The organism is Methylobacterium sp. DB0501, from assembly GCF_011043735.1.
GTDB lineage: Bacteria > Pseudomonadota > Alphaproteobacteria > Rhizobiales > Beijerinckiaceae > Methylobacterium > Methylobacterium alsaeris.
On sequence record NZ_JAAKGV010000051.1, the window covers coordinates 1 to 18244 of the forward strand.

General features: G+C 69.7%; 15 protein-coding genes and 4 pseudogenes. 11 read left to right on the forward strand and 8 right to left on the reverse strand.

The features are described from left to right. Positions 1 to 245 (reverse strand): annotated as a pseudogene (locus G4G93_RS34570) (hypothetical protein); the annotation flags it as partial. A 523-nt stretch (positions 246 to 768) separates the two neighbouring features. Between G4G93_RS34570 and G4G93_RS34575 the strand changes: the two are divergent. Then, positions 769 to 1092: pseudogene (locus G4G93_RS34575) on the forward strand (IS21 family transposase); the annotation flags it as partial. A 1116-nt stretch (positions 1093 to 2208) separates the two neighbouring features. Here the strand turns inward: G4G93_RS34575 and G4G93_RS34580 are convergent. From G4G93_RS34580 to G4G93_RS34600, 5 genes and pseudogenes are all read right to left on the reverse strand, one after another. After that, positions 2209 to 2421, reverse strand: coding sequence for a hypothetical protein (locus G4G93_RS34580; RefSeq protein WP_244936403.1), 213 nt, complete (start codon positions 2419 to 2421; stop codon positions 2209 to 2211). 92 nt (positions 2422 to 2513) lie between these two features. Then, the gene (locus G4G93_RS34585; RefSeq protein WP_165091822.1) at positions 2514 to 3848 is read right to left on the reverse strand and encodes an MFS transporter; all 1335 of its coding nucleotides are present in this window, start codon (positions 3846 to 3848) and stop codon (positions 2514 to 2516) included. A 7-nt stretch (positions 3849 to 3855) separates the two neighbouring features. Further along, a pseudogene (locus G4G93_RS34590) lies at positions 3856 to 4119 on the reverse strand (nickel/cobalt efflux protein RcnA); the annotation flags it as partial. A gap of 427 nt (positions 4120 to 4546) precedes the next feature. Continuing rightward, positions 4547 to 4918, reverse strand: coding sequence for a DUF305 domain-containing protein (locus G4G93_RS34595; protein WP_060850413.1), 372 nt, complete (start codon positions 4916 to 4918; stop codon positions 4547 to 4549). Positions 4919 to 5249: 331 nt separating this feature from the next. Beyond that, on the reverse strand, positions 5250 to 5492 hold the full coding sequence (locus G4G93_RS34600; RefSeq protein WP_164712503.1) for a hypothetical protein: 243 nt from the start codon (positions 5490 to 5492) through the stop codon (positions 5250 to 5252). A 309-nt stretch (positions 5493 to 5801) separates the two neighbouring features. On the opposite strand from G4G93_RS34600, the gene G4G93_RS34605 reads away from it, so the two are divergent. Both G4G93_RS34605 and G4G93_RS34610 read left to right on the forward strand, forming a co-directional pair. After that, complete coding sequence (locus G4G93_RS34605; protein WP_099956027.1) at positions 5802 to 6410, forward strand: sigma-70 family RNA polymerase sigma factor; 609 nt, start codon at positions 5802 to 5804, stop codon at positions 6408 to 6410. Next, positions 6407 to 7057: an NrsF family protein gene (locus tag G4G93_RS34610; RefSeq protein ID WP_099956028.1), complete on the forward strand. Its 651-nt coding sequence runs from the start codon at positions 6407 to 6409 to the stop codon at positions 7055 to 7057. The genes G4G93_RS34605 and G4G93_RS34610 overlap by 4 nt, the downstream gene beginning before the upstream one ends. A gap of 65 nt (positions 7058 to 7122) precedes the next feature. On the opposite strand, the gene G4G93_RS36350 is transcribed toward G4G93_RS34610, so the two are convergent. Together G4G93_RS36350 and G4G93_RS34625 are read right to left on the reverse strand one after the other, a co-directional pair. Beyond that, on the reverse strand, positions 7123 to 8022 hold the full coding sequence (locus G4G93_RS36350; RefSeq protein WP_244533648.1) for a DUF6036 family nucleotidyltransferase: 900 nt from the start codon (positions 8020 to 8022) through the stop codon (positions 7123 to 7125). Continuing rightward, a complete protein-coding gene (locus G4G93_RS34625) occupies positions 8019 to 8510 on the reverse strand; it encodes a hypothetical protein (protein ID WP_123834464.1) in 492 nt (163 codons plus the stop codon). The genes G4G93_RS36350 and G4G93_RS34625 overlap by 4 nt, the downstream gene beginning before the upstream one ends. A gap of 117 nt (positions 8511 to 8627) precedes the next feature. Here G4G93_RS34625 and G4G93_RS34630 point away from each other — a divergent pair, with 117 nt between their 5' ends. The 8 genes and pseudogenes from G4G93_RS34630 to G4G93_RS34665 all read left to right on the forward strand — a co-directional run. Then, entirely contained in the window at positions 8628 to 8912 is a 285-nt protein-coding gene (locus tag G4G93_RS34630) for a hypothetical protein (RefSeq protein ID WP_060850918.1), read from the forward strand. A 135-nt stretch (positions 8913 to 9047) separates the two neighbouring features. Then, positions 9048 to 9449 carry a hypothetical protein gene (locus G4G93_RS34635; protein ID WP_099956029.1) on the forward strand — a complete coding sequence of 134 codons (402 nt, stop codon included), beginning with the start codon at positions 9048 to 9050 and terminating at the stop codon, positions 9447 to 9449. Between the two features lie 237 nt (positions 9450 to 9686). Next, a complete protein-coding gene (locus G4G93_RS34640) occupies positions 9687 to 10232 on the forward strand; it encodes a FixH family protein (RefSeq protein ID WP_091891552.1) in 546 nt (181 codons plus the stop codon). Further along, a complete protein-coding gene (locus G4G93_RS34645; protein WP_091891549.1) occupies positions 10232 to 11761 on the forward strand; it encodes an efflux RND transporter periplasmic adaptor subunit in 1530 nt (509 codons plus the stop codon). Before G4G93_RS34640 ends, G4G93_RS34645 begins: the two co-directional genes overlap by 1 nt. Continuing rightward, on the forward strand, positions 11758 to 14922 hold the full coding sequence (locus G4G93_RS34650; RefSeq protein ID WP_099956030.1) for an efflux RND transporter permease subunit: 3165 nt from the start codon (positions 11758 to 11760) through the stop codon (positions 14920 to 14922). The genes G4G93_RS34645 and G4G93_RS34650 overlap by 4 nt, the downstream gene beginning before the upstream one ends. A 50-nt stretch (positions 14923 to 14972) precedes the next feature. Further along, on the forward strand, positions 14973 to 15443 hold the full coding sequence (locus G4G93_RS34655) for a DUF411 domain-containing protein (RefSeq protein WP_099956031.1): 471 nt from the start codon (positions 14973 to 14975) through the stop codon (positions 15441 to 15443). 1419 nt (positions 15444 to 16862) lie between these two features. Further along, entirely contained in the window at positions 16863 to 17729 is an 867-nt protein-coding gene (locus tag G4G93_RS34660; protein WP_244936405.1) for an outer membrane protein, read from the forward strand. A gap of 270 nt (positions 17730 to 17999) precedes the next feature. Beyond that, a pseudogene (locus G4G93_RS34665) lies at positions 18000 to 18244 on the forward strand (hypothetical protein); the annotation flags it as partial.

The window sequence follows — 18244 nt, forward strand, 5'->3', positions numbered from 1 at the left end:
CCGGCCGGCCGCGTGTGGTGGCCGTGCGGGTCCGGGTGGTGCTGGCCGGCCGAGGCGAGCCGGTGGCACTCGGGGACGTCCGCGCCGTCCGCCTGGCCGCTCGCTGCCGCGGGCGCGTCGGCGGGGCCGGCTGCGGGCCGATGCTGGGCGTGCGGGTCGGCGGGGGCCTGGTCGACGGCGGCGTGGTCGGCCGCGGCGTGGCGCTGCATCGTGCACGGCGCCGCCGGGGCGATGGCCACGGCCATCGCCAGCACCGCGAGCAACATTGCGCGAAGAACTGCCAAGGACCCAGAGACCCTTCAAACCCGGAGGAGTCGTCGCACAAATGGACTTGCCCGGCAATGCACGAACACTTTGATTTAAGATGAAGCGGCGTCGGCGCTCGGCGCTGTTGGAATTCGGTCACAGGCCGTCCCCGCACGCGGCGGATATCGGCCGTCGGGACTTCGGCCGGAGGCTATGGCAGTGCTTGCCTGGCGGTGCATGGTTTGGAAGTCCCCGCGGAACTTGCGATTGTTCATGGTCTCGCCGAGCTCGCGTCGGTGAGGCTGCCGCCAGGGCATCAAGGTGAGCCGGCGCCCCGGTCCGGCCCGCCGAGGCCCTCGTTCCCCCTCGGTGACGACGGGGTCCCAAAACCGATGGCACCGGTCCGCTGAGCTGTGAGATCGCCTGCAATGTTAGCCCCCTGAGGGGCGATTATCGCGTCCAATCCTAGCCCCCTCGTCCCTGGCGATGGACCTCTCTGGCCGAGGGCCGGAGGGACAAAGGATGACGGGTGTGGACACGATCGCGCGGATCCGGTTCGAGCACCATCAAAACGGCAAAGGTATCAAGCGCATCGCCCGCGAGCTGGGCATCGCGCGCGATACGGTGCGCAAGGTGCTGCGCTCGAACGCCACCGTCTTCGCCTACAAACGCGAAGTCCAGCCGCAGCCCAAGCTCGGCACCTTCGTGGCGGTCCTGACGGCGATCCTGGAAGCGGAAGCCAGGCTGCCCCGGCGCGAGCGGCGCTCGACCCAGCGCCTTTTCGAGGAGTTGCGCGGGCGCGGCTACGAGGGCGCTCACGACAGCGTGCATCGCTTCGTGAAGACCTGACGGACGACGTAGCACGGCCCGAGCCGCGCTCAGATCCGACAGCAAGGGGGCTAACCTTGGACGCGAAAGAGGGGCTGATCTTCGAAGCAATTTGACACGCTGAGCCGGGCATGCCCATGCGCGCACCGCCGACGTATGTGCAGCGGCGCTCGTGGCGCCGCCCTCCCCCGCAGGCCGCCAGGTTGGCACTTCAAGTCTTCCCGGAAGGGCGCAAGCACGCGTCGGGCCGTGATACTCGGACGCGTGTCCCCGTGGCGTTCCGGGGGGGGGCAATTCCGTGACGGGCGCAGCGCCTGCCGGACACGGACCAGGCACCGAACGAGCCGCGATCCAGACCCTGCCACCGCGTCTCAACGCTGAGCGCCGGCTGGCCGGGGACGCTCGATCAAGACACGTGGGGGCGCCGGCCGGATCGATTCCGTCGTCAGTATGGCGTCCGGCGAACCGAACGCGGGGCGCGAGTTTCGATACCGTTCAGCCCGCCACGACGGGGGGACGTTGTCCCAGGCGCTCGCAATCGCCTGATCCGGTATCTCGGACATCAAGGCGGCGCTCAGAATGGCGGCGCGGATCATGGCTACGTTTCCCATCCTTAAGAAGCTCGACGCTTCCTCGAATGAGTTCGGGCCCGACGCGGGAAGGTTGCAGGCGGTCGCAATCTCTTGGCCTGCGGTCCCAGGGATGGCTTCGGGAACCGCGTCGGGGAGCCCGGCCCAGCGTTGCGGCCTCCTCCCCGTTCTCACGGCCCGGAACGCGCACGCGTTCGCGGCCGGACCGTCGTGGCAGCTCAGATATAAAGGGCAGACGCCGTCCCGGCGTGCCGCCGCACGTGCGGAGCCGGCCGAACGCCGTTTCGCCAAGCGCTTCGCTCAGGGTGATGGCCTCCCCAGCCCGCCGCCTTCGAGACTCGATGTGCCGCGTCACGGCAGCCTGGGACGTCGCGAGACCAGCTCTGGAGGCAACCTCGCCCGAGTTCGAGTCCTTCGGAAGCGGCGCGGTTCCCCCTCCCCCGTCGGGCCGACCCTCGGTCGCGGGGACGGCAACAAATCGCTCTGGGCGGAGCTTGGCGACGAGCCCCGCGTCCCGGGGCGTCCGACGGCCTCTTGCCCCGCCTCACCGAACCGCCATCGGGAAATGCCGCTCGATCAGGGCACAGGCGGCGCGGACGCCCCGCAGGTCCGCCATCCGGTCGAACTCGGCCGCGCCGGCACGCATGGCCGGGGCCCCCGTCCCGGCACCGAGATGCTCGTAGCAGCGCCGTGCCGTGTCCACGATCTCGGGGTTGAAGCGTTCGAAGGTGCACTGGGCCTGCGCCTGCCGCAGCATGCCGTGCATCCTGAGGAAGCCGACGCACTCAACCGTTCCTGCCGGTCCGCAGGCCACGACCAACGCGAGCGCGAGCAGGCGTGCCGCCAGCGTCAACCCGGCCGGGCCGCGGGCCAGCGTTGGTGCAGGTCGTCGATGACGAAGGCGTGGGCATGCCGGCGCGTCCCGACACCGTCCAGGTGCGGATGGCCGGGGTCGAGGTCGGGGTGCGCGTGCTCGACGACGTCCGGGTCAGAAACCGGCCAGAGCGCCGCCGCCGCGGCGATGGCGACCAAGGTCAGCGCGCCCAGCACCGCCAGCGTGACCGGCATGCCCGCCTTCGCGCCGAGCCAACCGGCAAGTGGATAGGTCAAGAGCCAGGCGACGTGCGAGAGCGCGAACTGGGCGGCGAACACGGCCGGGCGGTCGCCGGGCGTCGCGGAGCGCCGGAGCAGCCGTCCGGTCGGGGTCTGCGCGGCGGAGTAGCCGATCCCGAGCGCCAGCCAGGCGGCCAGCAGCATAGGCCAGCCGATGACGCCGCCCCAGGTCGTGGCGGCAAAGCCGAGCAGAACGACGCCGAGGAACACCGCCGCCGGGAGCATGACCGTGCGGTCGGGCAGCCGGTCGAGCACCCGCGGCAGCAGCAGGGCCGCCAGCATCGAACCGCCCCCGAACAGCCCGAGCGCCACCGCGACGTCGTTCTGGGGCCGTTGCAGGAGGGCCTGCACGATCACCACCGTGTTGACGATGACCATGGAGCCGGCCGCCGCCACCGCGAGGTTCAGGGCGAGAAGCCCGCGCAGCCGCGGCGTGGCGAGGTAGATCCGCAGACCGCGCGTGGTGCGCTCGTAGACCCCCGCCCGGCGCTCGGGCGGCGTCGGGGACGGGAGCGCCACCGAGACGACCAGGACGGCCGAACACAGGAATCCGACGACCGTGCCGCCGAACAGCCAGTGGAAGTCGATGACCGTCAGCAGCAAGGCGGCCAGTGTCGGACTGAGCAGGTTCTCCAGGTCGTAGGCGAGGCGCGAGAGCGACAGCGCCTGGGTGTAGTCACGCTCGTCCGGGAGGATGTCCGGGATGGTCGCCTGGAAGGTCGGCGTGAAGGCCGCCGAGCACGCCTGCAGGACGAACACCAGCAGGTAGACCTGCCAGACCTGGCCGACGAAGGGCAGGATCAGGGCGACGCCGGCCCGGACGAGGTCGGTCGCCACCAGGAAGGCGCGGCGGGGCAACTGCCCGGTGAAGGCGTTCGCGATGGGCGCCACCAGCACGTAGGCCACCATCTTGATGGCGAGCGCCGTGCCCAGCACCGCCCCGGCCTCCGCGCCGGCCAGCTGATAGGCCAGCAGACCGAGGGCCATCGTCAGCAGGCCTGTGCCGATCAGGGCGATGACCTGCGCGGCGAACAGGTGGCAGTAGGTGCGGTTCGCGAGGACGCTCAACATGCCGGCCTCAGGGAAAACCGACCGGCCGGTAGAGCCAGGCCGCGAGCGTGGTCGCCTCGTGGTGGCGACCCTGCCCTCCGAGCCAGCCGGTATAGAGGCCGACCGGCACGATCAGGACGGCAGAGGCATAGGGGGCCCGGTGTGCGAAGGCACCGAACCCAGGCCAGCGCGAGGCGGCGTGCCGGACGCCCAACGCCGCCAGTACCCCGGCCGACACCATGGTGAGCGCCAAGCCGATGCCGAAGCAGGCGACCAGAACGAAGCAAAGCGTCGGTAACGCTTGAGGCGGCGGAGTGTCTTTCCTCTAGCGTCGGCGACGCTTCTTGAGTTGAACGCCCTTGGACCGCCGACGCGCCAAGTGAGGCAGTTCGCAGGAGCCTATGACACGGCAATTTGCCCGGCCGCAATCCCACGTGATCCGGCGTCTCAGTAGGGCCGAGCCTCGGGGACCGGGCCCGATGCCGAGCGGCCGGGGCGCGGGCGCGCCCGAGCGATAAGGGATCGCGTGACGCCACCCGGCCTCTCCCCGCCTCCGGCCGCGTCCGTGGGCGCTTCCGGAGGCGGGGAGAGGCGCGTCTGTCCGTCTTGATCTCGACCTGCTCGGATGCCGTCGGGCGGCGGCAGGCGGTCCGGCAGCCCAGCCGTCGAAGTGCCGACCTGGCCTGTCTGCAGTCCGAGGCCGAGCCGACGGCCGAAGGCTATTTTTCCTTGCGGATCTTAGCCTGAATCTCGCGCAGGCTCTTCTCGTTCTCCTCCTTCGTCTTGCGGGCTTCCTTCACGACCGTCTCGTCCTTCGAGTGCTTGATGGCGGCCTCGGACATGTCGACCGCGCCCTGGTGGTGCGCCGCCATGCCTTTCATCCAGGCGAGGTCGGGATCGGGATCCATCATCCCCTGCATCATCGCCTTGTTCATCTTGTCCATGGCCTCCATGGAGGCCTTCTGCAGTGGGCCCATGTTCTTCATGTCCATGTCCGACATGGACGCGCCCTGGCCGCCTTGGGCAAACGACGGCATCGCGCCGGGAGCCATGATCGCCATGGCAACGAGCGCGGTTCTCACGACCTTCATGCGTGCCTCTCTCTTCTATACCCTACGGGGGTACAACCCGGTTGGAGTGGTCCAAGTTCGCGGTCGGCACGCCTTTCTGTGCGGCCCGGTCCCATGCCGAACTCGGCCGCGCGTCGGTGCCCGCCGGCCGGCCACCCGCCTGTCCTCGGCGGGCGACCGCCGCGGTCGGCCGCGACGCCGCGGGCGCGCCGCACGACCGGAGAGAGCGCGCCGCCCGGTCAGGAGGCGAGCGGATCGGTGATCGACAGGCTCCTCGGTTTACGCGGGCACCCGCCGCCGGGAAAGAACCGGCGACGGGGGACCCGGTCAGTCCCGGCTTCGGCGTTCCCCGTCAGTGGCGCTCCTCGCCGTGGTGGCCGCCCTCGCGCACGACTTCATGATGTTCCTCGCGATGGACCGCCTCGCCACGGTGGCCATGCGTCTCCCTGCGCTCGATGATGTGGCCGTGGCGCTCCGCGCCGTGGTGGTCGGCATGGCCGATCCCGACCTCGTCGAGGGCGCGGGCTGGCCCTGCCGCGGACCCGAACCCGGCCGTGGCGACCATGAGCAATCCGACCTGCAACAACCTAGGCATCTCGTCATCTCCATCCTTGCTCGGAGGCTCAAGAAACGCTCTTGGCCTTAAATACGATCCGGGGGTATATCGCGACGCTGGCCTCTCTCGCGGCGTTCCGCGCGGGGCACTGTAACCGGCCGCTCATGCGCTACGGATTGTCCCTAGTGGGCATTCGGTTCAGGCGAGACGGCCGGACGAGCGCGGCCGCGCCGGTCGGCCATGTCTCGTCGCGGGTTTGCCGGAGGCGGCGGAGCGGCGGCTGCGCGGCCCGCGGCGTTTATTCCGGGCGGGCACGCTCGTGTCGGGCGCGGGGCGGGCCGCAAGGACATGTCCAGTGACCGGGTCGGTGGCGGCTTCCGCGGATCGGCCGAGAGAGGCGTCTTGATCGGTCAGGAAAACGAGTTGCGGGCCTTGCTGTCGTCCGGCCTGGCCGGAAGCGCGACGGACTACCGCCTGTTCCTGGAGCGGCTTGGGCCGCACCTGAGGGCTTACTTCAAGGGTAAGCTCGCCCGCTCCGGACGCGCGGCGCCGGAAGCGGAGGATCTCGTCCAGGAAACGTTGATGGCGGTCCACACGCGACGGCACACCTACGATGTCGGCCAGCCGGTCACGCCCTGGCTTTACGCGATCGCGCGCTACAAGCTCATCGACCACCTGAGACGCACGCGCGCCTCGCTCGCCGACGTGCCCGTGGAGGACGCGGGCGAACTGGTCGCGCATGACGACCACGCCGCCGTAGAGAGCACGCTCGACGTCGAGCGTCTGCTCGGTCAGCTTCCGGGCAAGATGCGGCAGGCGATCCGGGCCATGAAGGTCGAAGGCCTGAGCGTGGCCGAGGCCGCGGCGCGCTCCGGCATGTCGGAATCGGCCATCAAGGTCAGCGTCCACCGCGGGTTGAAGGCGTTGGCCGCCATGGCAGGAGGCAAAGGGGAATGAAGACCGACGAACTCATCGGCTTGCTCGGCGCGAGCTTCGCCAGCGAGCCTGCCAAGTCTCCTGGCATGCTGCGGCGGATCGCGCTCGGGGCCGCCATCGGGGCCGCCGGGGCGCTCTGCCTCGCCCTTCTCGCATTGGGCGTCCGGCCTGACTTGGGTGAAGGCAAGTCACTGACCTTCCTCCTGGCCAAGCTGGCCTTCGCCCTCGCCGTCGGTGGCCTGGCCCTGCGTTACCTCGGTCGCATCGCTCGCCCAGGGGGCGAGAGGAGGGTGCATCTCGGCATCGCGGCCCTGCCGTTCGCGGCTGTCATGGTCCTCGCTGCCCTCAGCCTCGCCAACGCGCCTGCGGCACACTGGGGGACCATGCTCACCGGCCACATGTGGCTCGAATGCCTCATCTCCATCCCGGTGATCGCGGTGGTCCCCTTCGCGACCCTGATGTGGGTGGTCCGGAAGTTCGGCGCGCCGACGGACCTCGTCCGGGCCGGGGCCCTGGTCGGGCTCGCTTCGGGAGGTGTGAGCGCGATGGGCTACGCGATTCACTGCATGGACGACACCGTGCCCTTCATCGCGCTCTGGTACGGCGGCACGATTGCCCTCTGCACGCTGGCGGGCGCGCTTCTCGGGCCTCGCCTGCTGCGCTGGTAAGGCCGTCGGCTCACCCATACGCAAAAGCGAACCGCTCCCGGCCCGCCGCGCGCTTCAGGGGCGGGTCAGCCCGGAGGCGTCCAGTTCGGCCGTGGGTACCCGGACAGGTCACCGTGTCGCGCGGCGCGGACGCGCGGATGTGCATCCCACGCCTCCTGCGTCAGCTCCTCCCCGTCGATCAGGAAGGCGCTCGCCCCGTCCTGTGCCACCACCGCGGGGCCGAGAGGATTATCGAGGATATCGTAGAGCCCGGCCGCCTCGTTCCAGGCGCGGACCGAAACCGAACGGCGCTCGTCCATGAGGAAGGCGCAGTGCGTCCCCGCGGGATGGGGTGGCAGGACAGCCCCTGCCCGCACGGGTGCAGCGGTCGCGCGCCCGGGAGGCGAGGGAAGGCCGGCGAGGAAGGCGAGCGCACGCTGTGCCAGAACCTCCTCGAACCCGCATTCCGCTACGCGCGCCTGGATGACGGCAAGGTCGAGAGGCCGGGCCCGATGGTAGGCCGCGATGTAGTCCCTGTCCTTGTCGGCGAGGCGGGCGAGCTTGGAAACGATCAGGTCCTCCGGGCCGGGGGCCACCACCGTCACGGTCGCCGTGCCGTGGCCTCTCACCTCCCGCACCACCGCGCGCGAGGGCCACGAGGGCGGCAGGCGGGCGGTGCGGTCGTCGACGCCGTCGATGTAGAAACCGTGCGCCGTGTGGAAGTGCGAGCCCTCGCCGAAGATCACGGAGATCTCTTCGGATGCCTCCGCGAGGTCGTCGTCCTGGGCTGCCTCCCAGGCCCGAGCGTTGGCGGGATAGGCGTCGATCTCGGGCGACATGCACATCGTGACCGGCGCGCCGGGCCAGCCCACGAGGATGCCCTGGCTGCCGACGACCACCACGGTGCGAGCCTTGAAGTGCAACGCCAGCGAACGGGCTGTGCGCTCCAGGTCCGCGACCGTCCGGATCTCAATCGGACGGCTCACGCCGGAACGGAGGAGCCTTGGCGGCCGGCATGCGCCGCGCGTTGGGCGGCCGCGCCTTTACGTGCCAGGCGCCAGATCCGCTTCCGGACGTTCGGGTCGCGCACGAACGACACGCCCTCCCCTTCCAGGAACGGCGAGGACAGCCGAAGCCGCTGCATACCCTCGTCCCGCCGGGTGAGGAGTTGCCGGATCGTCCCCGGCGGCTGCCCAAGGATCTCGCGCCACTCGGAGACGAAGGTGCGCTCGGGGTAGTCCGCCTCAAGCCGCATGACGGCCATCTTGGCGCTATCGAGGATGCCCGGGTCGCGCGCGAGCCGACGCGCCACCAGCCGATGGATCATCAGCTTGGCACGGTCGTTCACGACTTCCCTGTTTACCTCGGGACGCACGGGATGCCTCCGGAGCCGCTCGTGTTTCGGACGGTGGCCATTATGCCCGACGCCCGGAAACCCGACAACGTCGAAATCGAGGCTCGGTTCGGCGTCCACAGAGCCTTGGCTCTCCGGGGAGGCAGGGCTCGGTCCTCTGTAACCCAGGATCTGCGGGTCCCGAAGTCGTTCGTAGCGGCGCCTCGAAGGCATACGCAAACGACGATGGAGCATTCGATGAAGTACATCCTTGCAGCCCTGGCGGCCTCCACGATCATGACGGGCGGCGCTTGGGCGCATCCGCGGCTGACCGGCGAGGCCGTTCCCTCGGCAGGCTGGAGCGTCCTGGAAGGCCCAACGGGAGCCGCGCCCGAGGTGACGGGCAGCCTCGGCCGCGTTTGGGAGGGGCGTGATCTCCAGGGACGGGACCTGAGGAGCAGCACGCGCGGAAATGCCCAGTTCCCCGAGCGTCCCGCCGCGGCCCAGAACCTCGGCACCACTTCGGGTGGACCCGCGTTCTAATCAACGTCGGGCACGTTGCGGGAGCGGCTGTAACCCGTGGGCCCGCACCCGCGAACTTGTATTCGCCGGACTCATCGCGAGCCCGGCGCGTCCGGGGCTAGGCAAAGCCCCCGATCAGTGGGATCTTGGGAGCGGATGTCGATCCGATCCACCATAGCGCGCCTGCTCACGGCCCTCGCCGTGCTCGGCCTGATCGCCGGGGCGTCCGTCGCCCCCGCGCAGGCGCGCGCCTTCGTGGGCGACGGCGTTCAGCGGGGCATGGTCGCTCAGCAAGGTGGCGTCACGACGCCACACGTCGCGCCGATGCCCGACGACATGTCGTGCTGCGATCCCGAGCCCTCGGGCCCGGACTGCCGCGACACCAAGGCCTGCCCCTTCGCGGCGGCCTGCGCCGCGAAGATCGTGCCGGGGATCCTGCCCTCCCCGCCTGCCGATGGCGGCCCGGTCGCTCCGGTCCTCCTGCCCGTTCGGCAGGACCATATCGGGCCGAGTTTGGCCGCAGCCCCGCAGGCCCCCCCTCCCAAACCGCGTTCCTGAGCACGCCCGAGAGCGGTGCCGCCCCGTGCGTGAGCATGCACGGCAGCCTTCGCGCACCGCCGCGCCGCGACGGCCCGAACGGTCGGGCTCCCGCATCCAGACGCTCCGGAACAGGATCATCCCCGTGTCCACCGAACATCCCGCATCCCCGCGGCCGCGTCCTGCCCCGGCGCATCCCGCACGCCCCGAGCCACGCGCGGCCCGTCTCCCCATCCTCTCAGTCCCAAGGATGGCGCCATGACGGGCCGGGAGGATTTTTTCGATGCTTACCAGGAGGACCGGCCGGCAGTGCGAGGCGCTTGGCTCCTGCTCGGGCTCGTCCTCATCGTAGCAGCCCTAGCGGGAGCCGGCGCCGGCTACGGGCTCGCGCGCGGCGCATGGGTCATTCCCGGCGCGGTCGCGGCACGGCTTCCGGAACCGGTCGCGGCGTGGCTGCCCAAGGGCGCGCCACTCATGCCCCCAAACCTCAAGGATTATTCCTTCGAGCTCCTGGATCCCGAGACTAAATCGGGCGAGGCGACACTCAGGGTGCGTCTGCTCGACAAGCGCGCCGGCAAGCCCGTGGCCGACGCGCTTGTCTACGCCCGACGCCTCGACATGGCACCCGACGGGATGCCGACGATGACGGGTAAGATGAAGCCAGAGGCGAGCCCGGAGCCGGGCATCTACGCCTTCAGGGCCAATCTGGCGATGGATGGCCGCTGGCGCCTCTCGCTGGCCGCGAAGGTGCCGGGCGAGACCGGCACAGTCCAAGACCAACTCGTGCTCAGGGCCGTCGAGTGATGGACCAGACGACACCGATCCACCTGGCGCGGCGACGTGACCGCGCGCACCCGGGCGGCCAGGCGAAGGCGTGGGTCGCGGCCCTCGTTCTCCTGCCCCTCGCCGTCGGCGGCGGCGCCCTCGCCGGGCTGAAGGCCGGCGAGGCGGGATGGCCCCTGCCGGCATGGTTCCCAGCCTCGGTCTCCGGTCTGCTCGTCGGTCGCGACGCGAAGCCGGCCGCGGCCGCGGATGCGCCCGTGCTCTACTACCGTGACCCCGACGGAAAGGCGGCCTACGCGCTCGCCCCGGCGCGGACGCCCGACGGACGCGACTACCTTCCGGTGCATGTCGGCGAGGATGTCGACTTCGAGCCGCGGCCCGCAGCGGCGAAGGAAGCCACGGCGAACGCCACCTACGCCGCGCCCCCGGCCGTGGGCCGGAAGATCCTCTACTACCGCAACCCAATGGGCCTGCCCGACACCTCGCCGGTGCCGAGGAAGGACTCGATGGGGATGGACTACCTCCCCGTCTACGAGGGCGAGGCCGAGGACGGGAACACCGTCAAGATCTCGCCCGGCAAGGTCCAGCGCACCGGCGTGCGCACCGAGCGGGCCGAACGTCGCGTCGTCAGCCGACCGGTGCGGGTCCCCGGCACCGTCACGCTCGACGAGCGGCGCGTCACCGTCGTGGCGACACGCTCGGATGCCTACGTCGACCACGTCGAGAACGTGACGACGGGCGACCGGGTGCGGAAGGGCCAGCCCCTGGTCCACGTCTACTCGCCCGAGATCAACGCGGCCGCCGCCCAGCTCATCGCCAATCCCGGCTTCGACGGGGCCCGGCGGCGCCTGCAGAACCTGAACGTCTCGGAGGAGGTGATCAACGAGATGGAGCGGACCCGGAAGGTGCCGATGGCCATCACTTGGTCCGCGCCCCGGGACGGCCTCGTCCTGCAGCGCACTGCCATCGAGGGCATGAAGGCTGCGGCCGGCGACACCCTGTTCCGGATCGGCGACATCTCGACGATGTGGGTGTTGGCCGAGGTACCCGAGTACGACCTCGGCAGCGTCAAGGTTGGCCAGCCCGTCAGCGTGCGCGTGCGCTCGCTGCCCGGGCGTAGCTTCGCCGGTAAGGTCGGGCTGATCTACCCGCAGGTGAACGCCCAAACCCGCACCACCCGCGTGCGGGTCGAATTGCCGAACCCCGACGGGGTGCTCCTGCCCGATATGTATGCCGACGTCGAGATCGGGACCGGGGCGACGAAGCCCGTCGTCGCGGTCCCGAACGATGCCATCATCGACACGGGCGCGCGCCAGGTCGTGCTCGTCGACAAGGGCGAGGGCCGCTTCGAGCCGCGCGAGGTCAAGGTCGGCGCCCGCGGCGAGGGGTACACCGAGATCCGCGAGGGCGTGCAGGCCGGCGAGCAAGTCGTGACCGCGGCCAACTTCCTGATCGACGCGGAGAGCAACCTGAAGGCGGCGCTGCAGAGCATGGCGGCGCCCAAGCCCCCCACCGAGCCGCGGGCGCAGGCCGAGGAGAAGCCAGAATGATCGCGCGCCTCATCGGCTGGTCGGCCCGCAACCTCGTCCTGGTGCTGATCGGGACCGTCTTCGTGGTGGCGGCCGGTCTCTACAGCGTGCGCACCCTGCCGCTCGATGCTATCCCGGACCTCTCGGACGTGCAGACCATCGTCTACACCGAGTACCCGGGGCAGGCGCCCCAGGTCGTCGAGGACCAGGTCACCTACCCGCTGACCACCGCCATGCTGACGGTTCCGAAGTCGAAGGTGGTACGCGGCTTCTCCTTCTTCGGGGTCTCGTTCGTCTACGTCATCTTCGAGGACGGCACCGACCCGTACTGGGCCCGCTCGCGCGTGCTCGAATACCTGAGCGCGGCCGGCAAGCGCCTGCCGACCGGCGTGACGCCGACGCTCGGGCCCGACGCGACGGGGGTGGGCTGGGTCTACCAGTACGCCATCGTTGCCAAGCAGCAGACGCTCGCCGAGCTGCGCTCGCTTCAGGACTGGGTGGTGCGCTTCGGGGCCTCGCGCGCCGAGGGCGTGGCCGAGGTCGCGGGCGTCGGCGGCTTCGTGAAGCAGTACAACGTCGTCGTCGATCCGAACCGCCTGCGCGCCCAGGGCATCCCGCTCAGCAGGCTCCGGGAGGCGATCCGGTCGAGCAACGCGGATGTCGGCGGCCGCACGGTCGAGCTCTCCGAGTTCGAGTTCATGGTGCGCGGGCGCGGCTACCTGAAGAGCGTCGCCGACATCGAGAACATCGTGCTGAAGACCGAGGCCGGCACCCCGCTGCGGGTGCGGGACATCGCCCGGGTCGAGCTCGGGCCGGACGAGCGGCGCGGCATCACCGAGCTGAACGGCGAGGGCGAGGTCGCGGGCGGCATCATCCTGCAGCGCTTCGGCGCCAACGCCCTCAACGTCATCGAGGGCGCCAAGCGTCGCCTGACCGAGGTCGCCGCGAGCCTGCCGAAGGGCACCGAGATCCTGCCGGTCTACGACCGCTCACAGCTGATCGAGGCAGCCATCGACACCCTGAAGCACACCCTGGTCGAGGAGAGCGTCATTGTGGCGCTCGTCTGCATCGTGTTCCTGCTGCACCTGCGCAGCGCGCTGGTGGCCATCCTGATGCTGCCGGTCGGCATCCTGATGGCGCTCGGCGCGATGCATCTCCTCGGGATCGGCGCCAACATCATGTCGCTGGGCGGCATCGCCATCGCGGTCGGGGCCATGATCGACGCCGCCATCGTCATGATCGAGAACGCCCACAAGCACCTGGAGCGGGCGCCCCAGGGGAAGCCCCGTGTCGAGATCCTGGTGGAGGCCGCGGCCGAGGTCGGCCCCTCGCTGTTCTTCTCCCTCCTGGTAATCACGGTGAGCTTCCTGCCGATCTTCACCCTGGAGAGCCAGGAGGGGCGCCTGTTCGGGCCGCTTGCCTTCACCAAGACCTTCGCCATGGCCGCCGCGGCGGTCCTGTCGGTCACCCTGGTGCCGGCCCTGATGGTGCTGTTCGTGCGCGGGCGCATCATCCCCGAGCATCGCAACCCGCTGAACCAGCTGCTGATCTGGGTCTACCGCCCGGTCATCAAGGTTGTGCTCAGGGCCAAGGTGCTGACCATCCTGCTGGCGGTGGCGGCGCTCGGCCTGACCATCTGGCCGGCCCGCCAACTCGGATCCGAGTTCATGCCAGACCTGAACGAGGGCACCCTGATGTACATGCCCACGACCCTGCCGGGCATCTCGGTGACCCAGGCCGGGGAGCTGCTGGCGACCCAGGACCGCATCATCAAGTCCTTCCCGGAGGTGGCCTCCGTCTACGGCAAGGCGGGGCGTGCCTCGACGGCGACGGACCCCGCCCCCACCGAGATGTTCGAGACCATCATCACCCTGAAGCCGAAGGCGGAGTGGCGTCCCGGCGTGACGCTGGCGAGCCTCAAGGCCGAGATGGACAAGGCCCTGCAGTTTCCCGGTGTGTCGAATGCTTGGACGCAGCCGATCCGGGCCCGCATCGACATGCTCTCGACCGGCATCCGCACGCCGGTCGGCATCAAGATCTACGGCATCGACCTGACCGAGATGGAGAAGGTCGCCCGGCAGGTCGAGGCGGTCGTGCGCAACGTGCCGGGCACGTCGAGCGCCTACGCGGAGCGGGTCATCGGCGGCTACTTCCTCGACATCACGCCGGACCGGGAGGCGCTCGGGCGCTACGGCCTCATGGTCGGGGACGTACAGGACATCATCGCGACGGCGCTCGGCGGCGAGAGCGTCACGAACACGGTCGAGGGCCGCGAGCGCTACACCGTCAACGTGCGCTACCCGCGCGCCTTCCGTTCAAATCCGCAATCCATCGCCACCGAAGTGCAGGTGCCGTTGCCGGCCGGCGGTACGGTTCCGCTCGGCGAGGTGGCCAAGGTTCAGCTGACCCGGGGGCCGACCTCGATCCGCACCGAGAACGGGCAGCTCGCGGTCTACATCTTCGTCGACCTGGCCGGGCGCGATCTCGGCGGCTACGTCGCCGAGGCCCGGGACGCGGTCGCCAAGGAGGTCCAGCTCCCGCAGGGCATGAGCATCCAGTGGAGCGGGCAGTTCGAGTACCTGGAGCGGGCGGAGGCCAGGCTGAAGATCGTGGTGCCCGTGACCCTGCTCGTCATCTTCCTGCTCCTCTACCTGAACTTCCGGCGCCTGACCGAGACGCTCATCGTCATGCTGTCCCTGCCCTTCGCCCTGGTCGGCGGGGTGTGGCTGATGTGGTGGATGGGCTTCAACATGTCGGTCGCGGTGGCGGTGGGATTCATCGCGCTCGCCGGCGTTGCCGCGGAGACCGGCGTGATCATGCTGGTCTACCTCGACCATGCCTGGGACGAGCGGCGGGCTGCCGCCCTGGCCGCCGGGCGGGAGAGCACGCGCGCGGACCTGTACCAAGCCATCATGGTGGGCGCGGTCGAGCGGGTGCGCCCGAAGATGATGACGGTCGTCGCCATCATGGCGGGCCTGCTGCCCATCCTCTGGAGCACCGGCGCGGGGTCGGAGATCATGCAGCGGATCGCGGTGCCCATGATCGGCGGCATGGTCTCCTCGACCGTGCTGACCCTCGTCGTGATCCCGGCCATCTACGGGCTCGTGAAGGGATGGAGGCTGGCCCTCCGGCACGAAGGATTGGCCGCCGTGCACGCGGGCCTCCCCCGGGCCGCCGAGTAAGCGTGGCTGGACGGACCGTCCCGGCGGCCGTGAGCAGACAGGAGTTGGTTATGAGCAAACTTTTCCGACCGTCCCGACGCATCGTGGTCCTCGGCCTGGCGGCTGCCGGCGTACAGGCGGCGTGGGCGGAGGATCTGCCGGAGGTCGTCGCCACGAAGGACCCGAGCTGCGGTTGCTGCGAGGCCTGGGTCAAGCACCTGCGCGACGAGGGTTTTCGCGTCCAGGTCGTGAACGCCCCCGTGAACCCGGTCAAGGCGAGGCTCGGGGTGCCTCGGGAGCTGGCCTCGTGTCACACGGCCCAGGTCGGCGGCTACGTCATCGAGGGGCACGTGCCCGCGTCGGCCATCAAGCGGCTGCTGGTGGAGAAGCCTGCCGGCACCGGCCTCGCCGTGCCCGGCATGCCGGTCGGCTCGCCCGGCATGGAGGTCGAAGGGGTGGAACCGGCCACCTACGAGGTGGTGCTGTTCGGCCCTCACGGGCGCAACACCTTCGCGCGGTTTCGCGGTGGGCAGGCCGTCTAGCCGGGCATGGCGGCACGCCACCGTGGCAAGCGGGGGGATTCTTGGCCGAGGTCGACCGGAACGCTGCGGCTTTGACCTTCGAGCACGACGCGGACGACGGCGTGTCTTGCGGGGGCGGCCCGTGCACCGCCGTCGCCATCGTCAACGAGAGCGGAACATTGGCCTGCTTGTGCCAATTCGGCAACGTCCGCCACAGGCGGAGGAGCCGAGGCGGTTCCTGTCGAGGGCTACCGAGGCAAGCGACATCGACGATCTCGTCGAGGTGAGGATTGGGTGCGGTGACGATGCCGACCCTGAGACATCGACGTAGGTTAACCAACGGGAGCGCGACGGCACTGGCGGCGGTGCTGGTCTTCCTAACCCGGGGCCCACCCACCGCTGTGGCTGGACGCAGGGGCCCACAACGTCGCGGTCGTCGCGAGCCCAGCCAACATCTGGTTCGAACCGGGGCACCCGAACCGGGCGCCGCGCCGAGACGGCGGCCTTGGGACTGTGCGGTCGAAGAGGCGACCGCCCTCGCGTGGCGACCTCCGGCAAAACGGCAGGGTCGCGCCGCTAATCCTCGATCCAAGCGGCCAGCCGAAGGACACGACGCGGCGGTCGTCCCTCGGCCCACCGGCTCGGGCCGGACGCGCCCTTCTAGACTTGCCGGCGCCACCCGGCAACGACGCGCCCGGACCGGCTTGCCCGATGTAAGTTCAGGCCGAACGGCACGGGAGACCCAGATAGATGTACCAACCCCCTTGAAGCCGTCGGCGCACGCACTGGTCCCGTGATGCAAACGAGCGCTCCGTCCGGTTCTATTGGCCGAAGCAAGCATATGAGGGGCCATGGTGACACGTGCCGTGATCATGACGCGTGAAGTGGTTGTAGAAGCCACGGGAATGGGCGAGGTGCTCGCACTCGTGATAGGAATAAACGCAGCCGAGAAAGACTGGGCTGTAATGTACCCGGATTGTCCTGCCGGTCGGTGCGAGGCTGGCGGTCGAACCGATGTCGGATGCTCCACCGTAGGGTGGCCGTGACATCCGAAAGCCCACGGCACCTGCCCCGGTCGGGGCCAAGGCCAGGGCGAGTGCGGAGATGTGGAGAACTCGTCTGAGCATCGCGCATCCCTTCCTGCTGGTTTCCTGCCGTTGAACTCCCCCTTCGGGAGCAAGTAACGCACGAGCGGCGGGGCACGGTCGCACACCCCTAAGGGGTAATCGGCATGGCCGGACCGCGAATCCCCCGGAACGCAGGGCGTTTGAAGCCTGTCCGGACGCGCATAACCGCGTCTTCAGGCACTACGTGCACGCCTTACCCTTAAAAACCTCATCTTCCGCCGTCAATGGCGGCAGCCCTTCAGCAATTACCCCTGCGGGGTAATTAAGGGGAAATCAACCATGCGGTGGGAGGGTTAGGTAAAGAGGACTGTGGGTGAAGGACTGGACAATGGGTGGAATGGGTTGCATCGTGAGAACGCTCGGGCTGCTCGGCTTCGGCCTGATCTCCGCAACGTTCGTGGCGCCGTCACACGCGGCCGACCTGCCGCCGGTCGCGCCGCTGCCGGACCTGCGCGGAGCACTCGCGCCGGAGGCCGAGGTTTCCGGCTTTTACCTCCGCGGCGACATCGGTTTCAGCAACCAATCCGTGGAACGGCTCTCCAACAGCCTGGACGCGCTCGGGACGATCGAGAAGGTCAATCTCGGTTTCGCGGGCGCCCCGCTCGCGGGCGTCGGCGCCGGCTACCGCTTCGGCCGGTGGTTTCGGGCCGACGTCGTAGGCGAGTATCGCAGCGCCGCTGCGTTCACCGGGCTTGAACGCTACCGCGACGCGAGACTGCCGCTCGGTTACGGCACCGACGAGTACACCGCGTCGAAACGTGAATTGGCCGTGCTTCTCAACGGCTACGTCGATCTCGGCAATTGGTACGGCCTCACGCCGTTCCTGGGCGCCGGCGTCGGCGCGGTGCGGCTTACGCTCGACAATTTCAAGGACACGAACGTCGTCACGCAGGGCCTGGCCTACGCGAAGGCAGGCTCGAAGACGAACCTTGCGTGGGCGTTGCACGCGGGTGTCGGCTACGAGGTGAGCCCGAACTTCACGGTCGAGCTCGCATACCGCTACCTCAATCTCGGAGACGGAAAGACCGGCACGGTCTACAACTATGCCGGCCAGTGCGGGTCTTGCGAGGCGCTGACCTTCAAGAACGTCGATTCGCACGACGTGAAGCTCGGCTTGCGCTGGGCACCATGGGCCGCGACCGCCCCGGCCGAGCAGGCGCCGCTGGTGCGCCGGTACTGAGGTCGCGCGGTCCCGCACGGCACTCGCGCCGGTGGCGGGCTCCCCCGAGCCGGGACGGCGGCGACCACGCGGGCAGGATGGGGGGCGTGCGCGGCAGGGGCGATTGGCTGGCAGCCTCAAATCGCCAGGAAACGGCTTCGGACGCTCCACCAACAGCAGAAGTGTTCGTGCGTTGCCGATATTGGCGGCCTGTGCAAGGATCGGCCTGGGTAAGAGAGGGTCTCTGGGTCCTTGGCAGTTCTTCGCGCAATGTTGCTCGCGGTGCTGGCGATGGCCGTGGCCATCGCCCCGGCGGCGCCGTGCACGATGCAGCGCCACGCCGCGGCCGACCACGCCGCCGTCGACCAGGCCCCCGCCGACCCGCACGCCCAGCATCGGCCCGCAGCCGGCCCCGCCGACGCGCCCGCGGCAGCGAGCGGCCAGGCGGACGGCGCGGACGTCCCCGAGTGCCACCGGCTCGCCTCGGCCGGCCAGCACCACCCGGACCCGCACGGCCACCACACGCGGCCGGCCGG

What these genes read in the sequence shown, in the direction of transcription:
- G4G93_RS34600 (WP_164712503.1), bottom strand. Translation starts at nt 5,492, where the DNA reads ATGCCTAGGTTGTTGCAGGTCGGATTGCTCATGGTCGCCACGGCCGGG.
- G4G93_RS34650 (WP_099956030.1), top strand. Translation starts at nt 11,758, where the DNA reads ATGATCGCGCGCCTCATCGGCTGGTCGGCCCGCAACCTCGTCCTGGTG.
- G4G93_RS34630 (WP_060850918.1), top strand. Translation starts at nt 8,628, where the DNA reads ATGAAGTACATCCTTGCAGCCCTGGCGGCCTCCACGATCATGACGGGC.
- G4G93_RS34640 (WP_091891552.1), top strand. Translation starts at nt 9,687, where the DNA reads ATGACGGGCCGGGAGGATTTTTTCGATGCTTACCAGGAGGACCGGCCG.
- G4G93_RS34635 (WP_099956029.1), top strand. Translation starts at nt 9,048, where the DNA reads ATGTCGATCCGATCCACCATAGCGCGCCTGCTCACGGCCCTCGCCGTG.
- G4G93_RS34580 (WP_244936403.1), bottom strand. Translation starts at nt 2,421, where the DNA reads ATGCTGCGGCAGGCGCAGGCCCAGTGCACCTTCGAACGCTTCAACCCC.
- G4G93_RS34585 (WP_165091822.1), bottom strand. Translation starts at nt 3,848, where the DNA reads ATGTTGAGCGTCCTCGCGAACCGCACCTACTGCCACCTGTTCGCCGCG.
- G4G93_RS34595 (WP_060850413.1), bottom strand. Translation starts at nt 4,918, where the DNA reads ATGAAGGTCGTGAGAACCGCGCTCGTTGCCATGGCGATCATGGCTCCC.
- G4G93_RS34645 (WP_091891549.1), top strand. Translation starts at nt 10,232, where the DNA reads ATGGACCAGACGACACCGATCCACCTGGCGCGGCGACGTGACCGCGCG.
- G4G93_RS34655 (WP_099956031.1), top strand. Translation starts at nt 14,973, where the DNA reads ATGAGCAAACTTTTCCGACCGTCCCGACGCATCGTGGTCCTCGGCCTG.
- G4G93_RS34605 (WP_099956027.1), top strand. Translation starts at nt 5,802, where the DNA reads ATGTCCAGTGACCGGGTCGGTGGCGGCTTCCGCGGATCGGCCGAGAGA.
- G4G93_RS34610 (WP_099956028.1), top strand. Translation starts at nt 6,407, where the DNA reads ATGAAGACCGACGAACTCATCGGCTTGCTCGGCGCGAGCTTCGCCAGC.